The organism is Propionispira raffinosivorans DSM 20765, from assembly GCF_000381065.1.
Lineage (GTDB): Bacteria > Bacillota > Negativicutes > Selenomonadales > Selenomonadaceae > Propionispira > Propionispira raffinosivorans.
Genome location: NZ_KB905841.1, coordinates 166,445 through 180,667 on the forward strand (window position 1 = coordinate 166,445; position 14,223 = coordinate 180,667).

At 39.9% G+C, this 14,223-nt stretch carries 14 protein-coding genes; 1 reads left to right on the top strand and 13 read right to left on the bottom strand.

From position 1 onward, the window contains the following. Positions 1 to 140: 140 nt before the first annotated feature. From csaB to F606_RS20475, 13 genes are all read right to left on the bottom strand, one after another. Positions 141 to 1,271 carry a polysaccharide pyruvyl transferase CsaB gene (gene csaB, locus F606_RS0103725; RefSeq protein ID WP_019552530.1) on the bottom strand — a complete coding sequence of 377 codons (1,131 nt, stop codon included), beginning with the start codon at positions 1,269 to 1,271 and terminating at the stop codon, positions 141 to 143. Continuing rightward, positions 1,264 to 3,318, bottom strand: coding sequence for a DUF5693 family protein (locus F606_RS0103730; protein WP_019552531.1), 2,055 nt, complete (start codon positions 3,316 to 3,318; stop codon positions 1,264 to 1,266). Before F606_RS0103730 ends, csaB begins: the two co-directional genes overlap by 8 nt. Before the next feature lie 60 nt (positions 3,319 to 3,378). After that, entirely contained in the window at positions 3,379 to 4,071 is a 693-nt protein-coding gene (locus F606_RS0103735) for an LmeA family phospholipid-binding protein (RefSeq protein WP_019552532.1), read from the bottom strand. Between the two features lie 110 nt (positions 4,072 to 4,181). Then, a protein-coding gene (prfB, locus tag F606_RS0103740) for a peptide chain release factor 2 (RefSeq protein ID WP_211210022.1) occupies positions 4,182 to 5,256 on the bottom strand; the annotation gives its coding sequence in 2 pieces (ribosomal slippage) (positions 4,182 to 5,219 and positions 5,221 to 5,256; 1,074 coding nt in all). A gap of 74 nt (positions 5,257 to 5,330) precedes the next feature. Next, positions 5,331 to 7,856, bottom strand: a complete 2,526-nt coding sequence (secA, locus tag F606_RS0103745) for a preprotein translocase subunit SecA (protein WP_019552534.1) — start codon at positions 7,854 to 7,856, stop codon at positions 5,331 to 5,333. Positions 7,857 to 8,081: 225 nt separating this feature from the next. Then, the gene (gene hpf / locus F606_RS0103750; protein WP_019552535.1) at positions 8,082 to 8,624 is read right to left on the bottom strand and encodes a ribosome hibernation-promoting factor, HPF/YfiA family; all 543 of its coding nucleotides are present in this window, start codon (positions 8,622 to 8,624) and stop codon (positions 8,082 to 8,084) included. Positions 8,625 to 8,884: 260 nt separating this feature from the next. Continuing rightward, on the bottom strand, positions 8,885 to 9,085 hold the full coding sequence (locus F606_RS0103755) for a cold shock domain-containing protein (protein ID WP_019552536.1): 201 nt from the start codon (positions 9,083 to 9,085) through the stop codon (positions 8,885 to 8,887). A gap of 181 nt (positions 9,086 to 9,266) precedes the next feature. After that, the gene (locus F606_RS0103760; RefSeq protein ID WP_019552537.1) at positions 9,267 to 9,986 is read right to left on the bottom strand and encodes an amino acid ABC transporter ATP-binding protein; all 720 of its coding nucleotides are present in this window, start codon (positions 9,984 to 9,986) and stop codon (positions 9,267 to 9,269) included. Next, positions 9,973 to 10,638, bottom strand: coding sequence for an amino acid ABC transporter permease (locus F606_RS0103765; protein WP_019552538.1), 666 nt, complete (start codon positions 10,636 to 10,638; stop codon positions 9,973 to 9,975). Before F606_RS0103765 ends, F606_RS0103760 begins: the two co-directional genes overlap by 14 nt. Before the next feature lie 153 nt (positions 10,639 to 10,791). Beyond that, entirely contained in the window at positions 10,792 to 11,568 is a 777-nt protein-coding gene (locus tag F606_RS0103770; protein ID WP_019552539.1) for a basic amino acid ABC transporter substrate-binding protein, read from the bottom strand. Between the two features lie 89 nt (positions 11,569 to 11,657). Next, positions 11,658 to 11,948 carry a zinc-ribbon domain containing protein gene (locus F606_RS0103775; protein WP_019552540.1) on the bottom strand — a complete coding sequence of 97 codons (291 nt, stop codon included), beginning with the start codon at positions 11,946 to 11,948 and terminating at the stop codon, positions 11,658 to 11,660. Positions 11,949 to 12,266: 318 nt separating this feature from the next. Further along, positions 12,267 to 12,467 (bottom strand): YjfB family protein, encoded by a 201-nt coding sequence (locus F606_RS0103780; RefSeq protein WP_019552541.1) that lies wholly within the window; start codon positions 12,465 to 12,467, stop codon positions 12,267 to 12,269. A 21-nt stretch (positions 12,468 to 12,488) separates the two neighbouring features. Beyond that, positions 12,489 to 13,592: an O-linked N-acetylglucosamine transferase, SPINDLY family protein gene (locus F606_RS20475; protein WP_083923941.1), complete on the bottom strand. Its 1,104-nt coding sequence runs from the start codon at positions 13,590 to 13,592 to the stop codon at positions 12,489 to 12,491. A gap of 137 nt (positions 13,593 to 13,729) precedes the next feature. Between F606_RS20475 and F606_RS0103790 the strand changes: the two genes are divergently transcribed. Next, the gene (locus F606_RS0103790; protein ID WP_019552543.1) at positions 13,730 to 14,140 is read left to right on the top strand and encodes a hypothetical protein; all 411 of its coding nucleotides are present in this window, start codon (positions 13,730 to 13,732) and stop codon (positions 14,138 to 14,140) included. The last annotated feature ends 83 nt before the right edge of the window (positions 14,141 to 14,223 follow it).

Below are 14,223 nucleotides of genomic sequence, written 5' to 3' on the forward strand. Positions count from 1 at the left end.
GAATTTGTCGCTTTTCCATCTCACAAAATTACTTTTTCTCTAAAAACTATCTCTCATTGTAACATAAAAAAAGTCTTTTTCCTATAAAAAAACGACCTCTATGCCATTACAAACATAGAAATCGTTTCTCTAGATAAACCCTATTCATTCTTCATCTCACGAAAACGCTTCACCGCTTTATTATTGCCAATAAGTTCCATAGCTAGTTCCGCATTTTTTGAAGCCGCATCACGAAGCCCGCTCAGAAGCTGTGCATTCATTTTACGAAAAATCGCTTTATCATTCCATTTTTTTCGAACCCGTACCATCAAGGTATCAACCGTCACATTTTCCAAATCCCCGACCACATCTTCGCCAATTGATTGCAAAAAACGATCAATTTTCGGATCATATGACATTCCAATCATTGGAACACCCATAACACCAGCAAAGATCAAGGCATGGAGTCGAATGCCAATCAACAAGTCCAAATTACCAACAATAGATAAGAGTTCACTCGTCGTATATTCATCATTGAGCACAATTGACTTTTCTTTGGTTCTCAATGCAATCGTTTCCGCTGCAGCAACATCCTCCGGATACTGCATTGGCAGAAAAACAACCCTTGCATCAAATTCTTCGACAATTTGATCCGCTGCCTGTGCAATAATATCTTTATAATGAGTCCAGCAGCGCCATTCACGCACCGATATTCCCACGAGAGGTTTGGCCCCTGATGCGCCATAAGATTTAAGCACGGCGCGTCCCATTTCTTTATCTACGGGATGGATTGCCAGAACCGGGTCAGCCGTCACATGGATTGGCGGTTTATGAATATGCAGCCGTTCCAGCTCCCCTAAGGATCCGGAATCACGTACCGTAATCAAATTTGCCATATTACCAACAAATTGCATCATTCGGCGCGCAAAAGCTCCATAAATGGGGCCAATGCCCTGTGCATAAAGCATAACTGGTGTGCCAAGGCATTTTGCCAAAAACAAAATACCCATATAATAATACAAACTGCGGCCGCTTGTCACATTTTGCAACAAACTGCCCCCACCACTAAGGAGCAAATCTGCCCGCATCATAGCTTTCGCAATATCAAACAGATTCAGCCAGGAAACCGATGCAACACCATGACGTTTTTGTGTATCAGATGGATTGGCCGAAATAACAGTAATTCGTATCTTTGGATCAATATCTGATAAAACTTCAATCATGGCCGCAAGCATAGCCTCATCTCCGGCATTTTTCGAACCATAATACCCAGAAATTACAATATTACTCATGCTCAGATATATTCCTCCTTTTAGAGGAAAACAACCTCTGCCAGCCATGAACTACAAGCATCGCAATGATGCCCAGACCAGCTCCCAAAACAATTCCACCAACACCGCGATCAAATGACATCATAAATGGTGTACGCATATGGGCGAAAGTTTCGACAAGCGAACCTTGACCAATCGTCGCAAACACCACTAAGACAAAAAAGATAATCGTCGGCCATTTGCGATAAAAAGCGAGTACTGCCAGCATAAAAGCCGGATGCCCAATTAAGAGTTCCTTTGAACGTGGTCTGGCATATAATAATTGTTCCAAGAATGCTCTAAACTTGAGTTCAATTCCTGGTACTGGCATACCTTCGGTATGACCCGAACGGCCAATAAAAACAATAACGACAACCACTGCAAAGAAAAAAGCCATTAAAGATTTTATATAAACTGGTGTGTTAAGAATTTTTTTAACTTGTGCCATAATGCTTTCCGTAGAATCTGTACTGCCATCAAAGATATTATACCGACGCAAAAATGCAATCGAAACAAGAATAATTGGCAAAATAAATGTCAATTTTATGCCCCGGAAAATATTTACTTCCAGTAAATACTGCACATCAGCTAAAATCCCCGACACATAAGCCGCTCCAACAAAAGAAAGTATCCCTGTCACAAACAAAGCGGCTACACCCGTACCAATAATTTTAAGCATCGAACTGTTTTCAGCTAAACGAATACCGCGGATCTGATCCAGCAGCCAAATTACAGCCAAGGCTGGGAATAAATTTGCACTGGCAAGCGCTGTCAAAGTACGAACCGATGCACCATGGCCCATGGCTAACGGAACAATGAAGCAAATAGAAAGCACAGCAAAAAGCAAATACTGCTGGTTTTCTTTAAAAGCTGGCAGAATGAGTCTTAAATAAAGCACAATTGCTGCCGCAACCCCCAGCATCATAATCATTCGTAAAATATTGCTCGCATTATAATTTTCAAAAGTTCCGGCTTTACCAAGCGTAAAACCACTTCTTTGTAAAATATCGCGCGTATCACTAAAATATTTTAAATTTGTTGCCAAAAGAGACATATTACCTTCTGGTTTTTCATAAATTCGCATAAGATCAATTCGGATATTCCGTTCCTCATCGGTATTGGCCCAGCGTTCTACCGCTGTAGCAATTTTGAGTTTCGGTTGTTCATCTTTGGGAATCGAATACACCCTTGCCGCTTTATAATCAAGCGCCTGTGCTAGTTCCATCAACCCATCCTGTTTATAAAATTGCAGTTGCGTCGTATGCTCAATCATGCCCAGCGTGATACCACGAGTCTTAAAATAGTCTACTGTCGCATCAAGCTGAGTCGGACTTCCCAAAGTCTGATCACCAGAAAAGATGATATCGGATATATTGATGCCGTCAAGACGCTTGAAAACAGCATCTACATCGTCTTTGCTAACATCCGAATAATTACTTGGCCGGGCAATAACATAAAAGCCTGCCGCATTAACAAGTTTCATCTCATCAGTTGGCATACCAAGATTCATTTTTAAAAACTGCTCATAATTTACTTTTAGTGCCAAAACTTCTTCCCTGCCAACCTGCAAAGATTGTACACGGTCACTGCCAAGACGACGCAGTAAATCTTCTTTCAGCTCAACAAAAGTTTGTTTATCATTGCCAGTCACATAGACATCCGCCCCTTGGATCACCCCTGCATCAACCAACTGACGCCAGTTCGGATCAATTAAGGAACCATTGTGATATTTTTGCAAAATCTCACTACCGGCCGTCGCACTGGCTTTGCCGTTTTCATTAAACTTTTTAAAAGTCGTTTCATATACCGCCAAAGATGTAATTCCTGCATCTTTCGCTTTTTGCAGCATCGTGTCAATTGGTATACCTTCCATTTGAGCCAATTGCACTAAACCTTCATAATCAATCGCCATTTCAACGGACATGTTATTTTTCTCAACTTGATAGCGCTGTATATTAACAATCATCGCTGCCACTAAACCCACAATAATAAAAGCTATCAGCCATCGACTATACTTGAAAATCTTCAATTTCTTCTCCACCTTACGAGCAAAATTCAGATATAGTACTTACTGATTGAACTGCAAATACTATTCATTTTTATGATTATCGGCAGTAATGATAACTTTCCCATCTTCCTGCTCAACCTTAGTCAGCCTAACGTCAAATGGCAATTTATTCAAATCAACCAGCACTAAATCATTAAATAAATTTGATCCCATTTTACCAAGCAATGCATTTTTGATATCTACTTTTTCCATACGGAACAAAATATGATTCTGATCCATGATCAAGCGGCCTTCCACTGTAACGGAAATTGATTTTCCTAAAAGCGGAATTCCTCCCTGAATATGGATTCGATCCGGCGTAACCTGAACCTTAACATCTTGCAGTTTATTCTCTTTTTGCGAAAGTGCCGCTGCAAGCTGCTGCTCTGACAGAACACCTTTCAAGGATATTTCCTCTGCGTTTTGTATGCTGAAGCGCTGAGCAAACAAAATCTGCTGCAAATCCATCTGTGCTTTATTAACATGTAAGTCAAGTTCATCAAACTGCACTTTATTCAAAGCTGCATTTTCTGCCTTGATATCAATTGTGTCAAATCGCCCCAGCAACATCATAAAAGCCGGAGACTGTTCCACATCCGATACAACCTGCTCCGTTTGCAGACGGGTTTGCATCGCTGCAGTAAGCCGATTGGCAAATAAGGCTGGTAAAAATATTTGACCGATCCCGATTAATAGTATGATAAATATCCCTAAAATAGTCAACCCTTTGAACATATCCTCACCTGAATTCAATTTAAATTTATAGATCAAAGGAATGTATTTACCCTTAATTTCAGCAAAGAAAGGGACTAACTGCCTTGAAAAGCAGCAGTCCCTCTTGCTCTTTATAATTCATTGTTCGCTTTCGCCTTCAAATACGTTTCAATAAACATAGCAAGATCGCCATCCATAACAGCTTGTGTATTGCCGGTTTCCGCATTGGTCCGATGATCTTTGACCATATTATACGGTTGGAATACATACGATCGAATCTGACTGCCCCACTCGATTTTTTGATGTTCACCATCAATTTCGGCCAGCTGATCCGCTTTTTTCTGCTGTTCCAGTTCAAACAATCTGGCTCTAAGCAGCTTCATGCACTGAACCCTATTTTGCAGCTGTGAACGCTGCGTTTGACATTGAGCCACCGTGCCCGTTGGCAGATGTGTCATACGAACAGCCGAGTCTGTTTTATTGATATGCTGTCCGCCTGCGCCGCTGGCGCGATACGTATCAACCCGGATATCAGCCATATTAATATCTACTTCCACTGTTTCATCGATTTCCGGCATTACATCACACGCGGAAAACGATGTATGACGGCGTGCATTCGCATCAAAAGGTGATATACGAACTAGACGATGAACCCCTTTTTCGCCTTTTAAATAACCATAGGCATTATGCCCATTGATCATGATCGTAGCTGACTTTACTCCCGCTTCATCACCTGGCAGAAAATCAATTGTTTCCACCGAAAAGCCATTGCGTTCAGCCCAGCGCCCATACATCCTAAGCAGCATCTGTGTCCAGTCCTGCGCTTCTGTTCCACCAGCACCAGCATGTAATGTCAAAATGGCATTATTGGCATCATATTCTTCCGACAGCATGACATCGAGTTCCAATTGATCAATGGCCTGTTGAATGGATTTAATCGTGCTGGTAATTTCACCATACACACTTTCATCCTTATCCTCCATGCCCATTTCCCAAAGGAGCTGCATATCTTCATACTTTGCCTGAAGCGCTTTATATTTTTCTACACTATCTTTAACGCCATTCAGTTCCATGGTGATCTTTTGTGCATAATCAGAATCATCCCAGAAACTCGGTTCGCCCATCTTATATTCAAGTTCTGCTATTTTTTCTTCTTTATGAGCGACGTCAAAGTGAAGTCCCCATTTGTTCAAGCTTTTTTCCCATATCGACAATGGTTATCTTTAAATCTTCTAAAAGCACGTTTATCAACTCCAAAAATATATTTAAGGGCGGTCTGCTTATTTATCGCGACCGCAGCAATTCTTGTATTTTTTCCCGCTGCCACATGGACACAAATCATTGCGCCCTACATGTTCTTTATTGACAACTGGTTTTTGTTTCGTTTCAGCTTCCGGTTCTTCTTCCCCACGGGATTCTTTGGCATTTTTCAAATGATCCTCTGGCTGAGGCTGCTGCGCAACAATATTGACTCTAAACATAAGTTTAGCAATATCTTGTTGAATCGTATCAATCATTTCCTGGAAAACATCATACGCTTCAATTTTATATTCAATCAACGGATTTCTTTGACCATAGGCACGCAAATTAATACCTTCACGCAGCATATCCATATGATCAAGATGTTCCATCCATTTTCCATCGACTACTTTCAGCATAACAACTTTTTCAAGTTCGCGCATATTTTCTTCACCGAATAAAATTTCGCGTTCATGATATGCTGTTTCTGCCACGGTACGCAAATAATCACTAAGCTCATCACGGCTCATCACTTCAAGTTCTGCTTTAACCAATTTACCGTCTGGGGCAAAAATGTCATTGGCCTCTTTAATCAGACCATCAAGATCCCATTCTTCCGGGTACAATTTCTCATTTGCAAAATTATCCATGGCAGCATCAATGATCTGCTGAAGCATTCCCATGATATTATCACGTAAATTTTCCCCCAGCAAAATTTGACGGCGCTGACCATAAATCACTTCACGCTGCTGATTCATAACATCATCGTACTCAAGCACATGTTTACGAATATCGAAATTACGTGCTTCGACTTTCTTCTGAGCCTGTTCAATCGAACGACTAATCAGTTTATGCTCGATTGGTTCATCTTCTTCCATACCCAGTTTATCCATAATGGCCGCAATATTATCTGAACCAAACAAACGCATCAGATCGTCTTCCAGTGACAGATAAAATCTGGAAGACCCTGGGTCTCCCTGACGGCCAGCACGACCACGCAGCTGGTTATCAATACGACGTGACTCATGACGTTCTGTACCAATAATATGCAGACCGCCCAGTTCCACAACGCCCTCGCCCAAAACAATATCCGTACCACGCCCAGCCATATTGGTTGCGATGGTAACAGCACCTTTTTGTCCGGCACCGGAAATGATCTGTGCTTCCATTTCATGATATTTCGCATTCAATACGTTATGCGGCACACCCTTTTTTTTCAACACCTGACTAAGTTCTTCCGACTGCACAATAGAAGTCGTACCCACGAGAACCGGCTGTCCCTTGCGATGTGATTCCGTTATAGCATTGACAACTGCGTTATACTTAGCCCGTTTCGTCTTATAAATCGTATCTGGAAAATCTTTACGCGCAATCGCCTGGTTGGTTGGAATCACAATTACCGGCAATTTGTATATTTTTAAGAATTCATCTTCTTCTGTTTTAGCTGTCCCAGTCATCCCGCTCAGCTTCTTATACATCCTGAAATAATTCTGGAATGTAATGGTTGCCAGTGTTTGTGATTCACGCTGGATCGTTACCTGTTCCTTAGCTTCAATAGCCTGATGCAGACCATCTGAATAACGGCGGCCAAACATTAAACGCCCCGTAAATTCATCCACAATCACGACTTCATCTTCACGAACCACGTAATCGCGATCACGCTTCATCAAAGCTTTGGCTCTTAATGCCTGCGTAAAACAATGTGACATTTCAATATTTGCACTATCATAAAGATTTTTTACATTTAATGATTTTTCAACTTTAGCAATGGCTGTTTCATTTGGCAGCACAGCTTTTTCTTTTTCATTTAATGTGTAATCTGTACCTTCCACGAGCGGTGCAACTGCCAGTGCCATAATACGATACATATCGGTTGACTTATCACCAGGGCCGGAAATAATCAGTGGTGTTCTTGCTTCATCAACCAGAATACTATCTACTTCATCGACAATTGCATAATTAAGCGGACGCTGTACCATTTGATCTTTATAAATAACCATATTATCCCGCAAGTAATCAAACCCGTACTCATTATTCGTACCAAACGTAACATCGCAGTCATACGCATGTTTCCGTTCCGGGAAATCCATATCATGGACTATTAATCCAACCGTCAACCCTAAAAACTGGTATAAGCGTCCCATCCATTCGCTGTCACGTTTTGCCAAATAATCATTGACTGTTATCAAATGGACACCTTTGCCTGTGAGTGCATTTAAGTAGGTAGGTAATGTCCCAACAAGAGTTTTACCTTCACCTGTACGCATTTCAGCAATATGCCCTTCATGCAGACAAATACCACCCAGCATCTGCACATCAAAATGCCGCATGCCAAGTACACGGTGTGAAGCTTCTCTTACAACTGCAAAAGCTTCCGGCAAAATATCATCTAACGTTTCACCATTTTCCAAACGACGTTTAAACTGAGCTGTCTTACCGCATAAAGATCCATCACTCAGTCCCTGCAAGTCAGCTTCCAGTGTATTTATTTTATCTACAATTTCCTGCATACGTTTTATTTCTGCTTCATTATTATCGCCTAAAAACTTTTTTAAAAACCCGAACAATCAGAATCACTCCTCGAAATTTGCACATACTAGTGCCACTATTAAGCCTATCCTACGATTTTATCAAACTATCTGGTATAAGTCAAAAAATATATACAAGTTTACTCATGAAATAACAGCTTTTTCTTATAAATATAAATTAAAAAGGCCCCACCGATGACCTGTTTCCTTTAAAAGAGACATGTCACACGGCAAGACCTTTTGATCATTTTAATTTACAAACCTTTATAGACCTGATTCAATCAAACCATAATTACCATCTTTACGACGATATACTACATTCGTTTCATTGCTTTCAGAATCCCGAAATACAAAAAAATCATGATTCACAAGATTCATTTGCATGATTGCTTCTTGAACATCCATTGGTTTGACCGCAAAACGTTTGGTCTTTACAACAGAATATTCATCATTGTCATCTTCTGTATTTGAAATAACCGGTGGCACCATTGCTTCTGTCTTAAAACTGCCAGCACGGAATCTTTTTTCTAATTTCGTTTTATGTTTATGGATTTGTCTTTCGAGTTTTTCAATAACAAGGTCAATCGAGGTGTACATATCCATCGTTGATTCTTCGCCACGTAATAACACGCCCTGAACGGGTACAGTTACCTCTACAATATGCCGGCCTTTCGTTACGGTAAGGAGTACAGTGATTTCGCCCACTTTGTCAAAATACTTAGTGACTTTACCCACTCTCTTTTCTACATAGTCTCTTAAAGCTGGAGTAATCTCAATGTTTTTACCTCTAATAGTGAATGTTGCCATATGCATCCATCCCCTTTCCTGTATCCTATATTATATATATTCTCCACCTATAAAAAAACTCCTACCTAAAGATACGAAAAGTTTCAGAAACTTTACAATTATTTTCCATAATTTTTATAATTATGTCCATATGTTACAATTTTCCTATAATTTTGCAGTCTATAATGTAGAATGAATCCCCGTGCTTATTTTTCGGCACAATAAAAAACCCGGATTAGGTTTATCCTAATCCGGGTCCGCATAAATTAAATTAGACCAAATTACGCAGTTTTTGTTACATTCGATGCCTGTGGGCCTCTAGCGCCTTCAACAATCTCGAATTCAACGCCTTGTCCTTCAGTTAAGGTTTTAAAACCTTCATCCTGAATTGCGGAGAAATGTACGAATACATCGCCACCATCTTCTCTTTCAATGAAACCATAACCTTTTTCTGCGCTAAACCATTTTACTTTACCAACCATTTGAAACTCCTCCTACAAATAAACTGGGCCTATCAGTGGCCACGCTTTATATTATAAAGCTCTTACTTGCATATGTCAACGACTTTCTCCCCTGCTTCGTTAGAGTATACATTATTATTTAAAGCGCTTTCATAATCTGTCAATACAGAATCATTACTACGTAATTTAGTGTCAATTTATATCATAAAACTTTCGACAAAAACAATTTTGTTCTTTCCTCATGCGGGTGTTCAAAGATAACGGCCGGTGCAGCCTGTTCAACAATTTTCCCATCATCAACAAATAAAACCCGGTCACCAACTTCACGGGCGAATCCCATTTCATGGGTTACAACAACCATCGTCATGCCCTCTTTTGCAAGCTTCTTCATTACCTCCAGCACTTCATTGACCATTTCCGGATCAAGAGCTGACGTTGGTTCATCAAAGAGCATAATTTTCGGTTTCATGGCCAAAGCTCTGGCAATTGCGACACGTTGCTGCTGACCACCCGATAGCTGCGCCGGATAGACCTGCGCTTTCTCGGAAAGCCCTACTTTTTCCAACAGAGCAAGTGCATCCTCTCTGGCAGCATCTTTTGATAATTTACGAACTTTCATAGGTGCTAAAAGAATGTTTTCCAAAACCGTCATATGAGGAAACAAATTAAACCTTTGAAAAACCATTCCCACTTCTTCACGGACTTTATTAATATTGGACTCATTATTGAGCGGAATTTTATCCACCACAATTTCACCTGCAGTTGGTTCTTCAAGATAATTAATGCAGCGCAGCAGCGTACTTTTCCCCGATCCGCTTGGTCCTATAATAACAACAACTTCTTTTTCAGCAATCGATACATCAATCCCCTTGAGGACTTTAATCTCGCCAAATGCCTTATAGAGATTTTTAATGTCTATCATCTGTTTTATACCTCCGTTCCAAATAAGCCACAAAACGAGAAATCGTAAGTGTCATTATCAGATACAAAACGGCTACACTGAACCAGATTTCAAGCGATCCATACGTCCTCGCAATAATGAGCTGTCCACGTCTTGTCAGCTCTTCAAAACCAATCACCGAAACCAAAGATGAATCTTTGAGCAATGCAATAAACTCATTCCCCAGTGGTGGTATAACGCGTTTAAATGCCTGCGGTACGATAACATAACGCATGGTCTGTGACCAGCTCATGCCAAGTGAGCGGCCCGCTTCCATCTGTCCTTCATCAATCGATTGGATGCCCGCTCGAAAAATCTCCGCAACATAGGCTCCGCTATTCACACTGCAAGCTGTAATCGCCGCCACAAACGGATCAATTCTCAGCCCAGTAATAACTGGCAAAGCAAAATACATCAAAAATATTTGTACTAAAAGCGGGGTTCCTCGAATAAAATCAACGTAAACCGCCGCTAAGGCACGCAATGCCCAAAAATGTGAAATTCTTGCGATTCCCGCAAACAAACCAATGCAAATCCCCAGACTCACGCTGATAGCTGTGATCTGTATCGTGACGAACGCACCTTCCAGCAACAGTGGAAGCGAACTTACGACCAGTGCAAAATCAAAATCCATCCTCTTCATCCTAACTATTAATTTTTATTGACAAAATCATGTATAAATATGCTGATTTAATTATATTTCACTCCTAAGAGACTGTCAACCGCCGAGCAGTCCAATGAAATATAAAAGCGGATGCCGCAGCACCCGCTTTTATATTTCATTGGATTATTGTTTTTTACCGAACCAAGTTTCATAAATCTTATCATATTCACCATTGGCTTTTAATTTATCCAATGCTTCATCAATCTGTTTTGCCAGTTCAGGATTTTTCTTGCTCATAGCAATCCCATAATCTTCCGCCGTCAAAACTTCAGACAAACGTTTCACATTTTTTTCGCCGCTTTTTGCCAGATAATAATCATTTACCGGGCGATCATTGACTACAGCATCCACACCGCCAGCTTTTAGTTCCATAAAAGTATCAGCCGAACTATTAAATTCTTTTACGACTGCATTCGGGATTGTCTTTGCTTCGGTAGCACCCGTTGTACCAATTTGAACAGCAATTTTTTTACCATCCAGATCCTTAAATTCTTTGATTGCATCATTATCACCTTTAACTACAATCGTTAAACCAGATTGATAATATGGTTTTGAAAAAAGAACTTTATTTTTACGTTCATCATTAATCGTCATACCAGAAATAATAACATCAATATTTCCGGCTTCCATGGAAGGAATCAACCCATCAAAATTAATATTTTGAATATCCACCTTATAGCCCATTTCCTTACCAACAGCCCGAATTAAATCCATATCAAAACCAGTATATTCTTTACTGTCTTCACCTTGGAATTCAAACGGTGCAAAATCGGCATTACAGCCAACACGCAATACTTTCTCGCCGCTTGCCGCATCTTTTTTCTGATCACCACAACCTGTAACTGCAGCAGTTAAAATAAAAAGACTCATCATACATAATAGCAAAAACTTTTTTGACATAAAATTTCCTCCTTTAAATAAAAAAAGCCCGGATTTCTCCGAGCTCCATTGCCAGATACTAATTAAAATAAATATATTGCGTTTTTAATTTAGCTTCTTTTAGCATTAAAACAATCGCGGCAATAAATTGGACGATCATTTTTAGGTTCGAAAGGTACTTGTGTTTCTTTACCGCATTCAGCACAAATTACTGTATACATGCGGCGTGTTTCTCTTGCTTCTCCGCCATCACGGCTATGACGTCTTGCATCACGACAATCGCGGCAGCGAACTGGTTCGTTTTCGAAACCTTTTTCTGCATAGAATTCTTGTTCTCCTACGCTAAAAACAAAATCCTTACCACAATCTTTACATACCAAAGTCTTGTCTTCGAAAGCCATTAAAAAATCCCCTCACCTTTTGAGTTTTAAGAGCCACTCAGGTTTCCCCATCACTCATGCCAAGATGCAAACACGGACCCAAGCATTATGTTCTCTAAGACTAAGTATAAGTTTCTCACAAGAAAAAATCAAGAGAAATATTTCAAAAAATCTGTATATTTCTTAAAATTCAATTTTTTCATTAATATTCATAAATACTTATTTTCCCACTGCGATATTTAAAGATACTTCATAGTTTAAGTAGAATATTTTTAGTATAAGCTACATTTTTATACACAAATAATATAAAACCCATTCTTTCATCTGCAATTGCAACCTTTATGCATTAACGTCAAGTACAGACCCAACCGATGGATCGACTGCCATGTTCCCCGTGTCGGATGTCGACGGCAACAGTGCACCTACATCGTTACTCATATCGTTCATCGACATTTTCAAAAGAGATACACCAAGTTTTTGATCGGTCTTATATTGGCTGAGCCCTACCGATAAAGAAGCTATACTCATATCCATATCCATTACATAAACCCCTCTCTTCTATTATAATAATTTAATAATTTCATTATACGCCCGTTCTACGCGTGACACAAATCGCGGTGAATCCATCAGCGGCGATTTTAAAATACGCTCTGGCAAATTTTTATGTAAATACTGCAATTTATAGGAGTTTCCCGCCAAAAGCAATGCTTTTTTAATATACTCCTGCTCACTTTGAGCAATACATTCTTCCAACGAAATATTTTTTAAAATACTATACCCCAAACGACCTTTATGCTGGCTTCCCGCCAGCGTTAAGACCGGTATGCCCCGATAAATGGCTTCACAAGTCGTCTCCCCACCAGTATAAGGAAATGTATCTAGAATTATATCAATATATGGGTATAGTTCTTTATCCGCATAGTGAACGGACAGTAGTTCCACCCGCTCCACCGGAAATCCCAAACGATCCAATCGATAACGGACCTCCTGGCAAGAAGCGCCGCTGCCGAACACCCGGCTTTTCAGTAGCAGCCGGGCAGTAGGAAGCTGCTTCAATATTTCCGCCCAAATCTGTAAAAAACCATCCGTAACTCTGGTAAAATGATGCAAACTGCCAAAGGTAATATAACCATTTTCCTCAAACGGCAGCTCATTTGGGGTGATTGACTGCGGTACTGTATAACAAAAATGTGTTTGGGATAAACGATAAAGCTTCTCGGTAAAATAATCTTCTTTGCGCCCCATAGGGTCACAATATTTATCCGTAAAAATATAATCTACCGTTGTGAGTTTCGTCGTATTATAAGATCCTACAAAACAAATTTGTACCGACGCCGGTTTAAAGCCAAGAATTGCCCAAAAACGGTTATGATGATATCCAGATAAATCCACCAAAATATCTAACCTGTCATGATGAATCAGCTGCACCGCTTTTTCAATGCTAAAATTAGATACATCCCGCCAGCGGCTTACCCCATCCTGAAACTCCTGATAAGAAGCTACCAGTCCATCAACATAACAATACACCTGAAAATCAAGTCTCGTATAATCGATCAAAAGCTGTCTGCGGAAAAAAATAACGTCTGCATCCTGCCAGGACGGTACCAGATAGCCTATTTTTATTTTACGTTTTGCCAAAACCTCTTTACGCATCTGCATCAACATCCAACTTTATAAAATTTAACTTAATTATACAAGATTCTGTAAATTTAATCGAGAAAAATCGTATTTAGACTTACATAAGGTTTTTTATTTGTTATAATGAAGTAAGGAGATTTATTTTATACAAGGAGTGATCAATTATGTCAATTACAAGTATTTCCTCAACGACTGCCAGTACCAGCCAAGATAGGCTGAACAACATCAACCAGTTGAAACTAGAAAAAAAAACTATAGAGGCACAAATCGCTAAGTTACAAGCGGCAAAATCAAAAGACAATGAAACGACCATTAAGACACTACAAAAACAGGCCGATCAAATCGAAAAGCAAATTGAACAGCTCCAAAATGCATCATCTAGTACAGGGCAAACCAATAACACGAATAAAGCAGCTTCCACCCCATCGCTCAATGAAAAATCCGGACCTGCTTATCAAACTAGTTTAAGTGATGCAGGGTTAAATGCCTTAAACACAGCCCAAGACCAGAAAAATACTGCTGATCAAACAACTGCAAATGCCACTCTCAGTAACTTAGTGAATGGTGTACAATAAACGAAAAAGAACTGCTTCTGATTTTATCACCAGCCCATGGCTGCATATAGGATTGATAAGAAATTAATTGAAGTAGAGTCGTA